The sequence below is a fragment of the Clostridium brassicae genome (assembly GCF_026738875.1).
GTDB classification, from domain to species: Bacteria; Bacillota; Clostridia; order Clostridiales; family Clostridiaceae; genus Clostridium_H; species Clostridium_H brassicae.
The window spans coordinates 92,871-107,150 of the sequence record NZ_JAPQFJ010000006.1; the positions used below are offsets into that span (position 1 = coordinate 92,871).

General features: G+C 29.8%; 11 protein-coding genes. All 11 read left to right on the plus strand.

The window, feature by feature from the left end; genetic code table 11:
- The first annotated feature begins 149 nt into the window (after window positions 1-149).
- The 11 genes from OW729_RS07735 (at window position 150) to OW729_RS07785 (ending at window position 14,164) form a co-directional block, all read left to right on the plus strand.
- Window positions 150-899, plus strand: coding sequence for a GntR family transcriptional regulator (locus tag OW729_RS07735; protein ID WP_268060907.1), 750 nt, complete (start codon window positions 150-152; stop codon window positions 897-899).
- A gap of 374 nt (window positions 900-1,273) precedes the next feature.
- Window positions 1,274-2,050, plus strand: a complete 777-nt coding sequence (locus tag OW729_RS07740; RefSeq protein WP_268060908.1) for an SDR family NAD(P)-dependent oxidoreductase — start codon at window positions 1,274-1,276, stop codon at window positions 2,048-2,050.
- A 35-nt stretch (window positions 2,051-2,085) separates the two neighbouring features.
- Window positions 2,086-3,471 carry a PTS mannitol transporter subunit IICB gene (locus OW729_RS07745; RefSeq protein ID WP_268060909.1) on the plus strand — a complete coding sequence of 462 codons (1,386 nt, stop codon included), beginning with the start codon at window positions 2,086-2,088 and terminating at the stop codon, window positions 3,469-3,471.
- Window positions 3,471-3,890 carry a PTS sugar transporter subunit IIA gene (locus OW729_RS07750; protein ID WP_268060910.1) on the plus strand — a complete coding sequence of 140 codons (420 nt, stop codon included), beginning with the start codon at window positions 3,471-3,473 and terminating at the stop codon, window positions 3,888-3,890. The genes OW729_RS07745 and OW729_RS07750 overlap by 1 nt, the downstream gene beginning before the upstream one ends.
- 668 nt (window positions 3,891-4,558) lie before the next feature.
- The gene (locus OW729_RS07755; protein WP_268060911.1) at window positions 4,559-5,143 is read left to right on the plus strand and encodes an ATP-dependent Clp protease proteolytic subunit; all 585 of its coding nucleotides are present in this window, start codon (window positions 4,559-4,561) and stop codon (window positions 5,141-5,143) included.
- Window positions 5,144-5,321: 178 nt separating this feature from the next.
- Window positions 5,322-7,484, plus strand: a complete 2,163-nt coding sequence (locus OW729_RS07760) for an alpha-amylase family glycosyl hydrolase (protein WP_268060912.1) — start codon at window positions 5,322-5,324, stop codon at window positions 7,482-7,484.
- Between the two features lie 382 nt (window positions 7,485-7,866).
- Window positions 7,867-8,856, plus strand: a complete 990-nt coding sequence (locus OW729_RS07765) for a LacI family DNA-binding transcriptional regulator (protein ID WP_268060913.1) — start codon at window positions 7,867-7,869, stop codon at window positions 8,854-8,856.
- Between the two features lie 309 nt (window positions 8,857-9,165).
- Window positions 9,166-10,995 carry a glycoside hydrolase family 13 protein gene (locus tag OW729_RS07770; protein WP_268060914.1) on the plus strand — a complete coding sequence of 610 codons (1,830 nt, stop codon included), beginning with the start codon at window positions 9,166-9,168 and terminating at the stop codon, window positions 10,993-10,995.
- 45 nt (window positions 10,996-11,040) lie between these two features.
- Window positions 11,041-12,240: a sugar ABC transporter substrate-binding protein gene (locus OW729_RS07775; RefSeq protein ID WP_268060915.1), complete on the plus strand. Its 1,200-nt coding sequence runs from the start codon at window positions 11,041-11,043 to the stop codon at window positions 12,238-12,240.
- Window positions 12,241-12,357: 117 nt separating this feature from the next.
- Window positions 12,358-13,293, plus strand: coding sequence for a carbohydrate ABC transporter permease (locus OW729_RS07780; protein ID WP_268060983.1), 936 nt, complete (start codon window positions 12,358-12,360; stop codon window positions 13,291-13,293).
- 1 nt (window position 13,294) lies between these two features.
- Window positions 13,295-14,164, plus strand: coding sequence for a sugar ABC transporter permease (locus OW729_RS07785; protein ID WP_268060916.1), 870 nt, complete (start codon window positions 13,295-13,297; stop codon window positions 14,162-14,164).
- Window positions 14,165-14,280 lie beyond the last annotated feature (116 nt).

Below are 14,280 nucleotides of genomic sequence, written 5' to 3' on the forward strand. Positions count from 1 at the left end.
CTTATTATTTATTAAAGAAGTCATCGTTTAAGGTGTCTTCTTTTTTTATTAGAAAGTTCTATCTTACAATATATTGGACAAATAAGATTTTATTTAGTAATATTATAGTAGACATAGTGACGTCGTATATATGAAATAGAGGTGAAAAGATGGCTAAAGAATATAGTTTAGATAAAAACTCAGAAATCCCTTTATATTCTCAATTAAAAAATGATATTATAGCTAGAATTGATAGTGGAGAATACGAAGTTGGTTATAAATTGCCTTCTGAAAAAGAACTGATGGAGCTTTTTGATGTTAGCAGAACAACGGTAAGACAGGCGGTAGATGTATTAATAAGGGAAGGTTATTTAGAGATTAGACGTGGAATAGGAACTTTTGTTAAGAAACAGAAAAAATATAATGTTTGGGGATTAGAAGAGTTAAGAAGCTTTGAAGATGAGGCTTTTAGACAGGGGTTAGAAACTAGAACAGAAGGGTTAAGTATAAATATAGTAGATTTAAATGGAAAATTAGAAAATATTTTTGGAGATAAGTATGATAAGTTCTATAAATTAGTTAGACTCAGGTACGTAGAAGATGAGCCATCAGTATTAGTAGATACTTATATTCCCTGTGATATAGCACCAGATTTGGATAAGTATAATTTTTCAGAGGTATCTTTATTTTTTACATTAAAGAAGGATTACAATATTATAATAAATTATGCTAAAAAAAATTTTAGGGCAGTAAATGTAGATAAAAAATCTGCTGAGTTATTGAAAATAGAAGAAGGAACAGCCATACAATTAGTTAAAACTGTAACTTATAATGATTTAGATAAGCCTTTTGAATATTCTATTTCAAGAGATAGAGGAGATATGACTAGATTTAGTGCAATTTTAAAATATAAGGGTTGATTAAGACAATTAGATTAATTAGCAATAGACATTTTTATTTTTTTATAATGTCTATTATAATAATATAGAGATTTTTTAAGGCATATTCCATTGGGAATATGTTTTTGTTTTTAAAACATTTTTTTTAACTGTCATGGGGGGATTAGTATAAATAACTCTTCTAATTTATTTTAGCTACATTTGAAGTAAGTTTATATATGCGATTGTTTTTCATTTGATAGATAATGGATTACTTTTTCACAGTATTAGTCTGACATAATAAAATATAATAATACATTATTATAAAAACTATTGACAAAATATTTAGAATTTAGATATAATATAATAAAAATAGACATCACGACGTGGTGATGTCGTAAGGAGGGGGTAATAAAATGATGTTAAAAGGTAAAGTAGCTGTAGTTACAGGTGGTGCAAGTGGTATAGGAGAAGGGATATGTTTAGAATTAGCTAAACAAGGAGCAAAGGTAGCTGTAACAGATATTAATAAAGAAGCAGCAGAGAGAGTAACTAATGCTATTAAGGAAAATGGTGGTATTGCTAGTGCTTATAAGTTAGATGTTACAGATGTAAAGAACATTAAAGAAGTAGGTAGTTTAGTTAAAAATGAGTTTGGATTAGTTGATATTTGGGTTAATTCTGCAGGTATATCTATAATAACTCCGTTCTTTGAACATACTGAAAAAATTTGGGACATGACAATGGATATTAATTTAAAAGGTCAGTTTCTATGTTGCAAGGAAGCAGTTAGTCAGATGTTAGAAAAAGGCGGTGGAAGCATCATAAATATGTCGTCTCAATCAGGAAAAGTAGGAACAAATAATTATCAGGCGTATTGTGCTAGTAAGTTTGGAATAATAGGATTAACTCAATCACTTTCTAAGGAATTTGCTAAGGAAGGAATTAAGGTGAATGCAATTTGTCCAGGTGTAGTTAATACTCCTATGTGGGAGAAACAAGCAGCTGATTATGGGAAGAAGAGAAATTTAAAGGGAGATGAGGTAATGGATTACTTTAAATCTAAAATTCCAGCTCATCGAATAGGAACAGTAGAAGATATAGCAAAATTAGTAGTATTTTTATCAACAACAGATTCAGACTATATAACAGGTCAAGCATTGAATGTTAATGGAGGAGACTATATGGCTTAAGTTTTATTTAAATAAGGTGAGGAGGAGGAAGGTCAATGGATATTAAAGTAAAAATACAAAAATTTGGAGGATTCTTAGCGGGAATGGTAATTCCCAATATAGGAGCTTTTATAGCATGGGGGCTTATAACAGCGTTTTTCATTCCTACTGGATGGCTTCCAAATAAAGAATTAGGAACTATGGTTCAGCCAATGATAAGATTTTTACTACCTATATTAATAGCTTTTACAGGTGGTAAGATGGTTTATGATCAAAGAGGAGGAGTGGCAGGAGCTGTTGCTGCCATGGGGGCTATAGTAGGTGCAGATATACCTATGTTTATGGCAGCTATGATTTTAGGACCATTGGGAGCTGTTTGTATTAAGAAGATAGATAAGTTTCTAGAAGGTAAAGTAAAATCAGGTTTCGAAATGTTAATCAGTAACTTTACCATAGGAATTTTAGGGATGATATTAGCTATATTTTCTTTTAAGATAATAGGACCTATAATAAGCTCAGCAACAAATGTAGCTGTAGCAGGGATAAATGTATTTATAAAAGCTAAATTATTGCCATTATTAGCAGTTATTATAGAACCAGCAAAAGTTATATTCTTAAATAACGCTATAGATCAAGGAATCTTCGTCCCACTAGGTGTTCAAGATATATCCCAACATGGTCAGACCATATTCTTTATGCTGGTTTCAAGTCCAGCACCAGGAGCAGGAATATTGTTAGCTTATTCAATATTTGGTAAGGGAAATAGTAAAAAATCAGCACCATCAGCATTATTGATTGAATTTATTGGTGGTATCCATGAAGTTTATTTTCCATATGTATTAATGAAACCAATTATGTTTTTGGCAGTAATATTTGGAGGTGTAGCACAGGCTTTTGTCTGGAATTTAGTTGGAGCAGGGTTAGCAGGATATCCTCACCCAGGTAGTATAGTATCATTTTTAATAATGTTACCTAAAGGTGGATTTATTAAAGTCATGCTAGGTATATTAGCAGGTATAGTAGGATCTTTCTCACTAGCATCTTTCTTTTTAAAGGCAGGTAATAGTGAAGAAGATAGTGAAGAAATGGGATTAAGTGATGAAATTGGTAGTATGTTAGGATTAGAAAAAGAAGACTCTGCTTTATTTACAAAAGATATAGATACTATAGTGTTTGCTTGTGATGCAGGAATAGGTTCAAGTGCTATGGGAGCAGGTATTTTGAGAAATAAGATAAAAGAAGTAGGATTAGATATAAAAGTAGAAAATTATGCAGTAGATAAGGTACCAAAAGGAATAAAATTAGTAGTTTGTCATAAAAACTTATATGACAGGGCAAGAAAAAATTTACCAAAGGCAAAAATTAGAACAGTAGAGTCCTTTTTAAATGATCCAGTTTATGATATTCTTATAAAAGAACTTAAGAAGGGAGAAGTTGAATAATGAATATAGATAAGGATATTTTATACTTTGATTTGCATAAGATGAAAAAAGAAGATGCTATTAAACTAGCAGGAGAGAAATTGTTAGAACATGGATTAATTGATCCAGAGTATATAGACTCTATGTTAGAAAAAGAAAAGACAGATCAGACATATATAGGAAATAATGTAGCCATTCCTCATGGAAAATTAGAAGGAAAGAAATATGTTAAAAAATCTGGAGTAGTTATATTACATTTTAGAGATAGTATAGATTATAGTGGAAATGATGTAAACCTTGTCATAGGCATAGCTGGTTTAGAGGGAGACCATCTACAGATATTATCTGAAATAGCCATAAAACTTTCTTCTGTGGAAAGAGTAGAGAATTTAATAAATGCAGGTTCACCAGAAGAATTTATAGATATATTTAAAAATTAAGTAAGATTAAGATAATTATTTTATTTCTTATTTCACAAGTTTCAATGAAAGATATGTTACATTGGTTAATAATTTATTAGAGCATAGTCTCTAAGTGTAAATTAGGTTAATAGCCATAATTTCCTAAAATTTTCTTCTCTAGAAGTAAATTTTAAAATTTAGAGAAGATTCAATAAATAGGATATCACTTAAAGCTTTAAAGCTAGTGTGATAAGATCCATAGACCTAGAATGTCCTCGAAAAAACTAACAACCATAATTATGGTTAATTATGGTTAAAACTTTAGTTTGATAGGTGGTGAGATTTATTTGATGGTTCTTTAAGGAAACCAATCACCTAAAACAGTGTTTTAATTATTAAAATAAGAAATAAACCAATTTTAGTGTTTTCTAAAATTGTAGGATTGAGCTGTTGATAAATATAATTTGTAAGTGGAATGAGCTCCTGATATACTTCAGGAGTTTTTTCTGTATCTGTAGTCCACTAAAAAAATTTTAAAATTTATTAAAAAACTATGTGGCAAAAAGATATTGCTTAGAATATGAACAATACAAAAATTAGAAGTTTTTTCTTCATTATGTTATAATTAGTTCAATTAAAAATAGCTGATGATAATTATACTTTTATCATTAAAATTAAATGTATTAATTGATGGGAGAATGATAATAATGAACAATCAAGAGCAAAAACAAAAAAAGGAAAATCCAAGTTTAGTACTAGAAAAATTATTAAAATCTAGATCAATTATAATTTCTGGAGAGATCAATCAAGAGTTAGCAGAAAAAGTAACTACACAACTCTTAATTCTACAAGAAATGGGAGATGAACCGATAAAATTATTTATCAACAGCCAAGGCGGTCATGTGGAAGCTGGTGATACTATTCATGATATGATTAAGTTTATTAAACCACGTGTTATTGTAATTGGTACTGGTTGGGTTGCAAGTGCTGCTATAACAATTTACCTTGGAGCTGAAAAACAAGATCGTTATTCTTTACCAAACACAAGATATATGATACATCAGCCATTAGGTGGATTTAATGGTCAAGCTACAGATATTGGTATTGAGGCAGAGGAGATAATGAGAGTACGTAAGAGAATTAATAACATAATAAGCGAAGCTACTGGTCAACCGTTAGAAAAAGTAGAAAAAGATACAGACAGAAATTATTGGTTAAATGCTTGCGAAGCAGTTGATTATGGAATAGTAAATAAAGTTATTTCAAAATATGAGGAATTAGAGAATTTATAATTGTATAAATAGAATTTGAAGTATGTTTTGCATACTTCAAATTCTATTTTTTTTCGTTTTAAAAGTCGGAAACGTTTTTGTAGGTATCACATCTTGATAAAAATAAACAAAAAGTCCTATAATTAACTTAAGAAAAACGTTTTCAAAAGTAAAATAATAAAGATATGGGGGTGCTTTTATGCATAAAAAATTAAAAAAATTTAAATTGTCTTACATGCTGTTTAGTTTAACTGTAGCTATTAGTATGCTATTTTCTCCTTTAAGCTATAATTCAAAAACTTTAGCAGCAGATTCTTATCCACAAGATGCATCAGTAAATAATAAAGTAAATTTCAATACTGATGTTATTTATCAAATAGTAATTGATAGATTTTCTGATGGAGATACTTCTAATAATCCTAAAGGAGGACTATATGATTCCACCAAAACTAATTTGAAAAAATATTTTGGTGGTGATTGGCAAGGTATAATAAACAAAATTAACGATGGCTATCTATCTGATATGGGTATTACAGCTATATGGGTTTCACAACCAGTAGAAAACATTTACAGTGTTTTCCCTGATGGAAGTACATCTTATCATGGATATTGGGCTAGAGATTTTAAAAAGACAAATCCTGCTTTTGGTAGTATGAAAGACTTTAAAAATATGGTTAATGCAGCTCATGCCAAAAATATAAAAGTAGTAATTGATTTTGCACCTAATCATACATCACCAGCAGATAGAGACAATAGTTCATATGCTGAAAATGGAAGATTATATGATAATGGAAATTTAATTGGTGGGTATACAAATGATACAAAAAAATTATTTCATCATAATGGAGGAACAGATTTTTCATCAATAGAGGATGGTATATACAGGAATCTTTATGATTTAGCAGATTTAGATCATCAAAATAGTATTGTAGATTCTTATATGAAAGATGCAATAAAAGTATGGCTTGATACAGGAATAGATGGTATAAGAATGGATGCTGTTAAACATATGCCACAGGGATGGCAAAAGAGTTTTATGGATACAGTATATGGATATAAACCTGTGTTTACTTTTGGAGAGTGGTTTTTAGGACAGGGAGAAAGCGATCCTAAAAATTCATATTTTGCAAATAACAGTGGAATGAGTTTACTTGATTTTAGATATGCACAAAAAGTTAGACAAGTATTGAGAGATGGCAATGATAATATGTATGGCTTAGATTCAGTGATTTCAAGTACAGCTAATGATTATGAACATGTTAATGATCAAGTAACTTTTATAGATAATCATGATATGGATAGATTCCAAAAGAGTGGAGCAAATACAAAAAATGTAGATGAAGCATTAGTTTTAACATTAACATCTAGAGGAGTACCAGCTATATATTATGGAACTGAACAATATATGACAGGTAATGGAGATCCCAATAATAGAGCTATGATGTCAGGCTTTAACAAAACAACAAATGCTTATAAAATAATCCAAAAGCTAGCTCCTTTAAGAAAAACAAATCCTGCTATAGCTTATGGAACAACACAACAAAGATGGATTAACAATGATGTTTATATATATGAAAGAAAGTTCGGAAATAATGTAGCATTAGTTGCAATTAATAAGAACCAACTATCAAGTTACAATATTTCAAATGCTATAACAGCTTTGCCACAAGGAAATTACAAAGATGTACTAGGAGGATTAGTTTCAGGAAATAATATTTCAGTAGATTCAAAAGGAACAGTTTCAACATTTACTTTAGCACCAGGTGCATGTGCAGTATGGAGTTATGTAGCAACTTCTAATAGTCCTATGATTGGTAACGTAGGAAATCCTATGGCTGAACCAGGAGAAATAGTTACTATAGATGGAAGAGGTTTTGGAGCTACAAAAGGAAGTGTACTATTTGGAAATAAAACTGCAAGCATAGTATCTTGGTCTGATAGACAAGTAAAGGTTAAGGTACCTAATGTATCAGCAGGTAAAATAAATGTATCATTAAAAACATCATCAGGAATACAATCAAACATATTTGAAAATTATGATGTATTGACAGGAAAACAGGTTTCAGTAAGATTTGTGGTTAACAATGCAAATACACAATTAGGAGAAAATGTATATTTAGTAGGAGACGTAAATGAACTTGGAAGTTGGGATACATCAAAAGCATTAGGAGCTATGTATAATCAAGTTGAATATAAATATCCTACTTGGTATTTTGATGTTAGTGTTCCAGCAGGAAAAACTATAAATTTTAAATTTATAAAGAAAAATGGCAGTAAAGTTACTTGGGAGAGTGGAAATAATCATGTATATACTACACCAACAAATAGTACAGACAGTGTAATAGTTGATTGGCAGAATTAGTATAGCTTAAAGAGATCTACTCTATTAAGATATTCAATTAATTTAAGAGATGTATCATAATGATTTTTAGATTATTATGATATATCTTTTTTATAGAGAATAGATACAATACAAAATCGGAAACGTTTTCGAAGTGCTTTATACATGTAATATGTTGTAAAGAAAATGGCAAAAGATTATACTATAAGTAAAGTAAAAACTACATAAAATATCCAAATTTATATACTTATGGCTGTAACATATAGGAATGATAGTCTTTTATTAGTTCTCATCCATTTTAAAAAATAATGTATTTGTGGTGAATATATTATATTTCAATAGGCTGGAAAAGTCAACGTTGTATGACTTAAGGCAACTTTGCTATAAATAAGGAGAGACGTATATGAGTACTATTAGAGATGTTGCAAAAGCATGTCATGTTTCTATATCTACAGTTTCTAGAGCTTTGAATGGATATAATGATATAAGTAATGAAACAAAAAAGCTAGTAATAGACGTTGCTAGAAAATTAGAATATGTACCTAATCGAAATGCTGTAGAATTAGTTAAAAAGAATAATAAGAAATTAGTTATTATAGCTAGAACATTAGATGAAGAGTACAATTTATTTGATATTTTAAGAGGATTGTACAATTATGCAGAAGAGATTGACTATGAAGTACTTCTATTTACTTTAGTAACTTCAATAAAAAAAGGAAAAAGTTATTATGAATTTTGTAAAGAGAATAATATTGAAGGTGCGTTAATGTATGGAATACATACAAATGATCCATTTATGGAAGAATTAATCAGGAAAGATTTTCCTTCAGTGTTCATTGATTGTGATGTAGTTAGTCGAAACACTGGAAATATAAGTATTGATAATTATGAAGCAGCTTATGAGGAAGTAAGTTATCTAATAAGTAGAGGTTGCAAGAATATAGTGACAATACAAGGTGGCAAGGACTCTTATGTTACTAAAGAAAGAGTCAAAGGGTACAAGGATGCTTTAATTGATGGAGGTATATTGTTAGACGAAACTAACATATTTTATAGTGATTTTAGTGAGTCTGTTGCAGAAAGTATAACTTTAAATATTATGAAGAATAAGAAGATTGATTCAATATTTTGTGGTGCAGATAGTATTGCAATAGGTGTTTATAGTGCATTAAAGAAACTAAATATAGTAGTGCCTAATGACGTAAGTGTAGTAGGATTTGGGGATAACAGTATAGCAAAAAATTTAACGCCATCTTTGACAACAATAAGACAGAATATGTATGAGTTTGGATATAGTGGTGGAAAATTGTTATATAAGTTAATTAACAATAAAAAAGCATCAAATGTTATAAGAATTAAATATGAATTTATAAAAAGAGAATCTGTTATATAAGATGTAATATATGGAGCTAAAACACTTAAAAGGAGATGAATAAACCATTTAATATGTATCAATGTTGGACAACTTATGTGGTGATGTAACATGGGTTCAGCATAATAAAATAATAAAAGCTATAGAGGTATGTGGAAGTCATAAAATATTGTTTGCAAACGATATACCAATAAATTTAAATAAAACTTATAAATTTTATGAAAATTATTTCAACAAAAAAATATAAATGATGAAGATTTTAAGAATATAATGTATAAAAATTATATGAAGGTATTTAAATTAAATGACATAGAAAAGGAGTAGAAAAGAATGCATAAAAAAATTACCAGAGCGGCAGTACATCATATGCCTAAAAGTAATTATTCATATGGATATGATAATGAAACATTACATATTAGAGTTAAAACTAAAAAAGGAGAAGTTAAAAGAGCTAGTATTAGAATTGGAGACCCATATATATGGGATGCAGGTGGTTGTGATGGTGGAAATATGAATGCAAAAGGAGGAGTGTGGATAGGTGGTAAAACTTATCCAATGCGAAAAGAGTTAGAAACAGAATATTTTGATCATTGGATAGTTGAATATAAACCAGATAAAAAGCGAGCTAGATATGCATTCATATTAGAAGGAGAAGAAGAAACCATACTCTTTACTGAAAAAAAGGTATATGAGTTAGATGGTAAAGAGGATGAAAAAAAATTCTGCAAAATAGAAGATTTTTATTGTTTCCCTTATTTAAATTCAGCAGATGTTGCAAAGCCTCCTAAGTGGGTTAAAGATACAGTTTGGTATCAGATATTTCCAGATAGATTTTGCAATGGAGATCATTCTATAGATCCAGTTAATGTAGAACCATGGGGAACAGAGCCAACAGGAGATAATTTTATGGGAGGAGATCTCCAAGGTGTAATAAATAAACTTGATTATTTAAGTGATTTGGGTATTACAGGTTTGTACTTTTGTCCAATTTTTAATGCTACATCTAATCATAGATATGATACTATTGATTATTTACAAATAGATCCTAGATTAGGGGATAAAGAAGTTTTTAAAAAATTAGTTAAAGAAGCACATAGTAGAGGCATGAAAATAATGTTAGATGCTGTTTTTAACCACTTAGGGTATTTTTCTCCTCAATGGCAAGACGTAGTTAAAAATGGAATAAATTCAAAATATAAAGACTGGTTTTATATAAATAAATACCCAGTTATTGATAGACCATTAGATAAGTTAGATTCTGACAATTTGAATTATGAGACCTTTGGAAGAACACCTAAGATGCCTAAGTTAAATACAGAGAACCCTGAGGTAATAGAGCATTTACTAAAAGTTGGGCGATACTGGGTTGGAGAAATGGATATTGATGGTTGGAGATTGGATGTATGTAATGAAGTTGACCATGTTTTCTGGAGAAAGTTTAGAGAAGAAGTTAAAAAAATTAAACCAGAAGTATATATCATAGGTGAAGTATGGCATGATGGATTACCATGGCTAATGGGTGATCAATTAGATGCAGTAATGAACTACCCTTTAACTGAAGCATTAGAAAGTTTTTTTTGTACAAATGAGATAGATGCAGAAGAGTTCAAATATATGGTTAATAGCATAGCAGTAAGTTATCCTATGCAAGTCAATGAATCGAATTTCAATCTTTTAGATAGTCATGATACTCCAAGAATATTGACAACTGCAAAGCAGATAAAAGAGAAAGTGAAATTAGCATTTTTATTTATGTTTACACAAGCTGGATGTCCTTGCGTATATTATGGTGATGAAATTGGAATGGAAGGAAATCAAGGAATGGGAATGGAATTCCATCGCAGATGTATGATATGGGATGAAGAAAAACAGGATAAAGACATGTTTAACTTTATTAAGAAATTGATAAAGTTAAAAAAAGATAATGATGAATTTAAATTATTAAAGAATATTTGGGTAATGGCTGAAAGTAACAATAATAGCTTAATCTATTTAAAAGGGGATATAGCGATAATAATTAACAATAATGATTATGAAGCTGTGATGGACATACCTAATGATTTCAAAAACAGAGAAGTTTTAGACTTATATAATTCTAAAAAGATTATATTGAGAGAACAGGTAAAATTAAAACCATATGAATTTAAAATAATAAAATAAATCTCCAGGGTTAGACATCGGATAAATAATAAGGAGGAGTTTTTTATGAAGAAAAAAGGATTATTAGCAGCTTTAATGGTGGCATTAGTTACAACAAGTTTATTTACAGGCTGTGGAAAATCTAAGGGGGCAGACCAGTTAACAATATGGACTAAACTTCCAGAAAAGGAGGTTCCAGTTTTACAGAAAGCAGCAGATAAATGGGCAGAAAAAGCTGGGAAAAAGGTAAATGTAATTAGAGATGATGGTGACTTTCAAGCATTCTTACAAGCAGCAAATTCATCACAAGGACCAGATATCTATTTTGGATCAGCTCACAATCAATTAGCATCATATCAAAAAGCTGGATTGCTAACAGAAATACCAGAAAAGTACATAGAAAAAAGTAAATATATAAATGATAGAGTATGGGATGCCGTATCATTAGAGGGGAAGACATATGCAATTCCTATTTCATTTGAAACAACAGCATTATATTACAATAAGGATTTAGTTAAGGAAGCTCCTAAAACAATGGAAGATTTAATAAAACTTGCAGCAGCAAAAGGAAAAAATTCATTTCAATTTAATATTACAGATCAATATACAGATTTAGGTTTTCCATTAACTAATGGTGGGTATATATTTAAAAAAGAGGGAGATAAGTTCAATGTTAATGATATAGGATTGGCAAATGAAGGGGCAAAACAAGGATTTAAAATGCTTCAAGATTTTGTTGTTAAATATAAGTTTATGCCGGCCGATATAAAGGGAGATATTGCTTTAACAAACTTTAAAGAAGGAAAGACAATGTTTTATATTTCAGGTCCATGGGATATTGCAGGGTTGAAAGAAAAAGGTGTAAACTTTGGTGTGATAGAAATTCCAAGTATTGCTGGAAAGCCATTTACGCCAATGTCAGGTGTACAATGTGGATTTGTTAGTGCAAAATCTTCTAAACAAGATTTAGCATTGGAATGTTTAAATTACTTAGTAGGAGAAACACAACAAGGTTTATATGAGAAAGGAAAGATTCCAGTAACAAAAGAAATGCTAAATAAAGATGAAGTAAAGAAGAATGAGTATGTTCAAGCATTTGTTAATTCAGCAAAGAATGCAATCCCAATGCCAAATATTGAAGAGTTGAATGCAGTATGGAAACCTATGGAAAACATTCAAAGGATTTTAAAAGGAGAAGATGTAAATAAAGTAGCTAAGGACATAGTAGATGGAATTAAGAAGGGGATACAAGTACAAAATCAATAGAGATAAGAAATATAAAAATCTCCTTTTATACACAAATAGGGGTGAAGATAAATGAGAGCTATTAAGGAAAATTCTAATCGTTTACCATTTGAAAGAAGAAAATATACATCATTTAAAATGAAATCAAAGAAGAAAAATTCTAATAAAGAAAACTTAAAAGCATTTAAATTTTTAGCACCGTCATTAATTAGTATGTTTATTTTATCGATTATTCCAATATTATTAACAATTTTTATAGCATTTACAAATTATAATTTAAAAACTGTTAATACAGGTTGGAAATTTGTTGGCCTAGACAATTTTAAGAATATTATAAATGGACCATTAAAAGAAATTTTTATGCCTGTATTTGGCTGGACATTAGTATCAGCTACTCTTATTACAATAGGAAGTTTTGCTTTAGGATTGATATTTGCAAAGATAGTTTCAAATAAAAATTTGAAAGAAGCTTCAATATATAAAGCACTCCTAATAATTCCATGGGCATTACCAGCATCAATAATTATTATAGCATTTGAGGGTCTTTTAAATAGTCAATATGGAGCAATAAATGAATGTTTAATGCAATTACATTTGATTAAAGAACCTATAATGTGGTTAACAGAAGCTGGACCTGCAAGAATAGCTGTTATTTTAATTAGCATATGGATAGGTTTCCCTTATATGATGAATGTTTGTATTGGAGGTCTATCAGCAATCCCAGATACATATTATGAGGCGGCAGATATAGATGGGGCTTCTAGAATGCAAAAGTTTTTTAAAATAACACTTCCTTGTTTAGCTAAAACTACATATCCTTTATTAATAGGTTCATGGTCAATGAGTTTTGGTAATGCAGGAGTAGCATTATTACTATTTAAAGGGGGACCGGTAAGAGCAAATTCCCCTTTTGCTGGATATACAGATATACTAGCATCTTCTGCATATAGTATGTCTACTAAGTTTGGAAGATTTGAACTTGCAGCAACACTTTCTATAATAATGTTTGTTATTGTTGGTGTAATTTCATTTATTCAAATGAGAGCATCTGGTCAATTTAAAGAGGTGGATTAATATGTTGAAGAACAGTAATAAAGATATTTTTAAAAAAAAGTTAACTAAGCGTGAAAAGATAGAGGTATGGGTAAGTAGGGTATTTATCTGGGGGGCAATATTAGTGATTATGTTTCCTATTGTAGCTATAATAACTGCATCCTTATCTTCAGGAACAAGTTTTATTCAAAATGGAATTTTACCTAAAGAAATTACATTTAGTAACTATAAGCATGTTATAGAAGAAACTGATTTTTTAGTATGGATAAAGAATAGTTTAATTGTTTGTACAGCTGTTGCAGCAGTACAAGTTATTATGACTTTACCAGCTGCTTATGCATTTAGTAGGTTAAGATTTACAGGTAGAAAGTATGGATTAATGACATTATTGATATTGCAGATGTTTCCAGCTACCATGGCAATTCCAGCAATATTATCTATAGCTTATAGAGTGCCATTTGGCATGGATAACCTAGCGTTTTTAATTGTAGTGTTATGTGGTTCAAGTGCCTATAATATATGGCTTATGAAGGGCTTTGTAGATGGGATACCAAAGGAATTAGATGAATCGGCATTTGTTGATGGTGCTACTAATTGGAAAATATTCACTAAAATAATAATGCCTTTATCAAAGCCTATCTTAGTAGTTATATTCTTCTTTTCATTTATAGCAATGTTCGGTGAATTTATGATTTCAGGTGCATTGTTAAAATCACCTGAAGTAAAAACTTTAGTGCTAGGGTTAAATGGATTAATGGTTAGTGGAAATTCAACAAACTGGCCAGTTTATGCAGCAGCATCTGTAATGGCAACTGTACCATTAGCCATATTATTCGTATTTATTCAAAAGTTTATTACTAAAGGCTTAGTAGCAGGAGCTGTTAAGGAATAGATTTAATAAGACTTAAACAATTAAGAATTATAAAAGAACTATCACAGCACAGTTAGCTTATCGCTAATGTGCTGTGATAGTTCTTTTATTTTTTTATATTAGGCTAATTTTTATTT

Coding starts and splice junctions, on each gene's coding strand:
- OW729_RS07770 (WP_268060914.1), top strand. CDS start 9,166: ATGCATAAAAAAATTACCAGAGCGGCAGTACATCATATGCCTAAAAGT.
- OW729_RS07785 (WP_268060916.1), top strand. CDS start 13,295: ATGTTGAAGAACAGTAATAAAGATATTTTTAAAAAAAAGTTAACTAAG.
- OW729_RS07750 (WP_268060910.1), top strand. CDS start 3,471: ATGAATATAGATAAGGATATTTTATACTTTGATTTGCATAAGATGAAA.
- OW729_RS07760 (WP_268060912.1), top strand. CDS start 5,322: ATGCATAAAAAATTAAAAAAATTTAAATTGTCTTACATGCTGTTTAGT.
- OW729_RS07765 (WP_268060913.1), top strand. CDS start 7,867: ATGAGTACTATTAGAGATGTTGCAAAAGCATGTCATGTTTCTATATCT.
- OW729_RS07735 (WP_268060907.1), top strand. CDS start 150: ATGGCTAAAGAATATAGTTTAGATAAAAACTCAGAAATCCCTTTATAT.
- OW729_RS07775 (WP_268060915.1), top strand. CDS start 11,041: ATGAAGAAAAAAGGATTATTAGCAGCTTTAATGGTGGCATTAGTTACA.
- OW729_RS07755 (WP_268060911.1), top strand. CDS start 4,559: ATGAACAATCAAGAGCAAAAACAAAAAAAGGAAAATCCAAGTTTAGTA.
- OW729_RS07745 (WP_268060909.1), top strand. CDS start 2,086: ATGGATATTAAAGTAAAAATACAAAAATTTGGAGGATTCTTAGCGGGA.
- OW729_RS07740 (WP_268060908.1), top strand. CDS start 1,274: ATGATGTTAAAAGGTAAAGTAGCTGTAGTTACAGGTGGTGCAAGTGGT.
- OW729_RS07780 (WP_268060983.1), top strand. CDS start 12,358: ATGAAATCAAAGAAGAAAAATTCTAATAAAGAAAACTTAAAAGCATTT.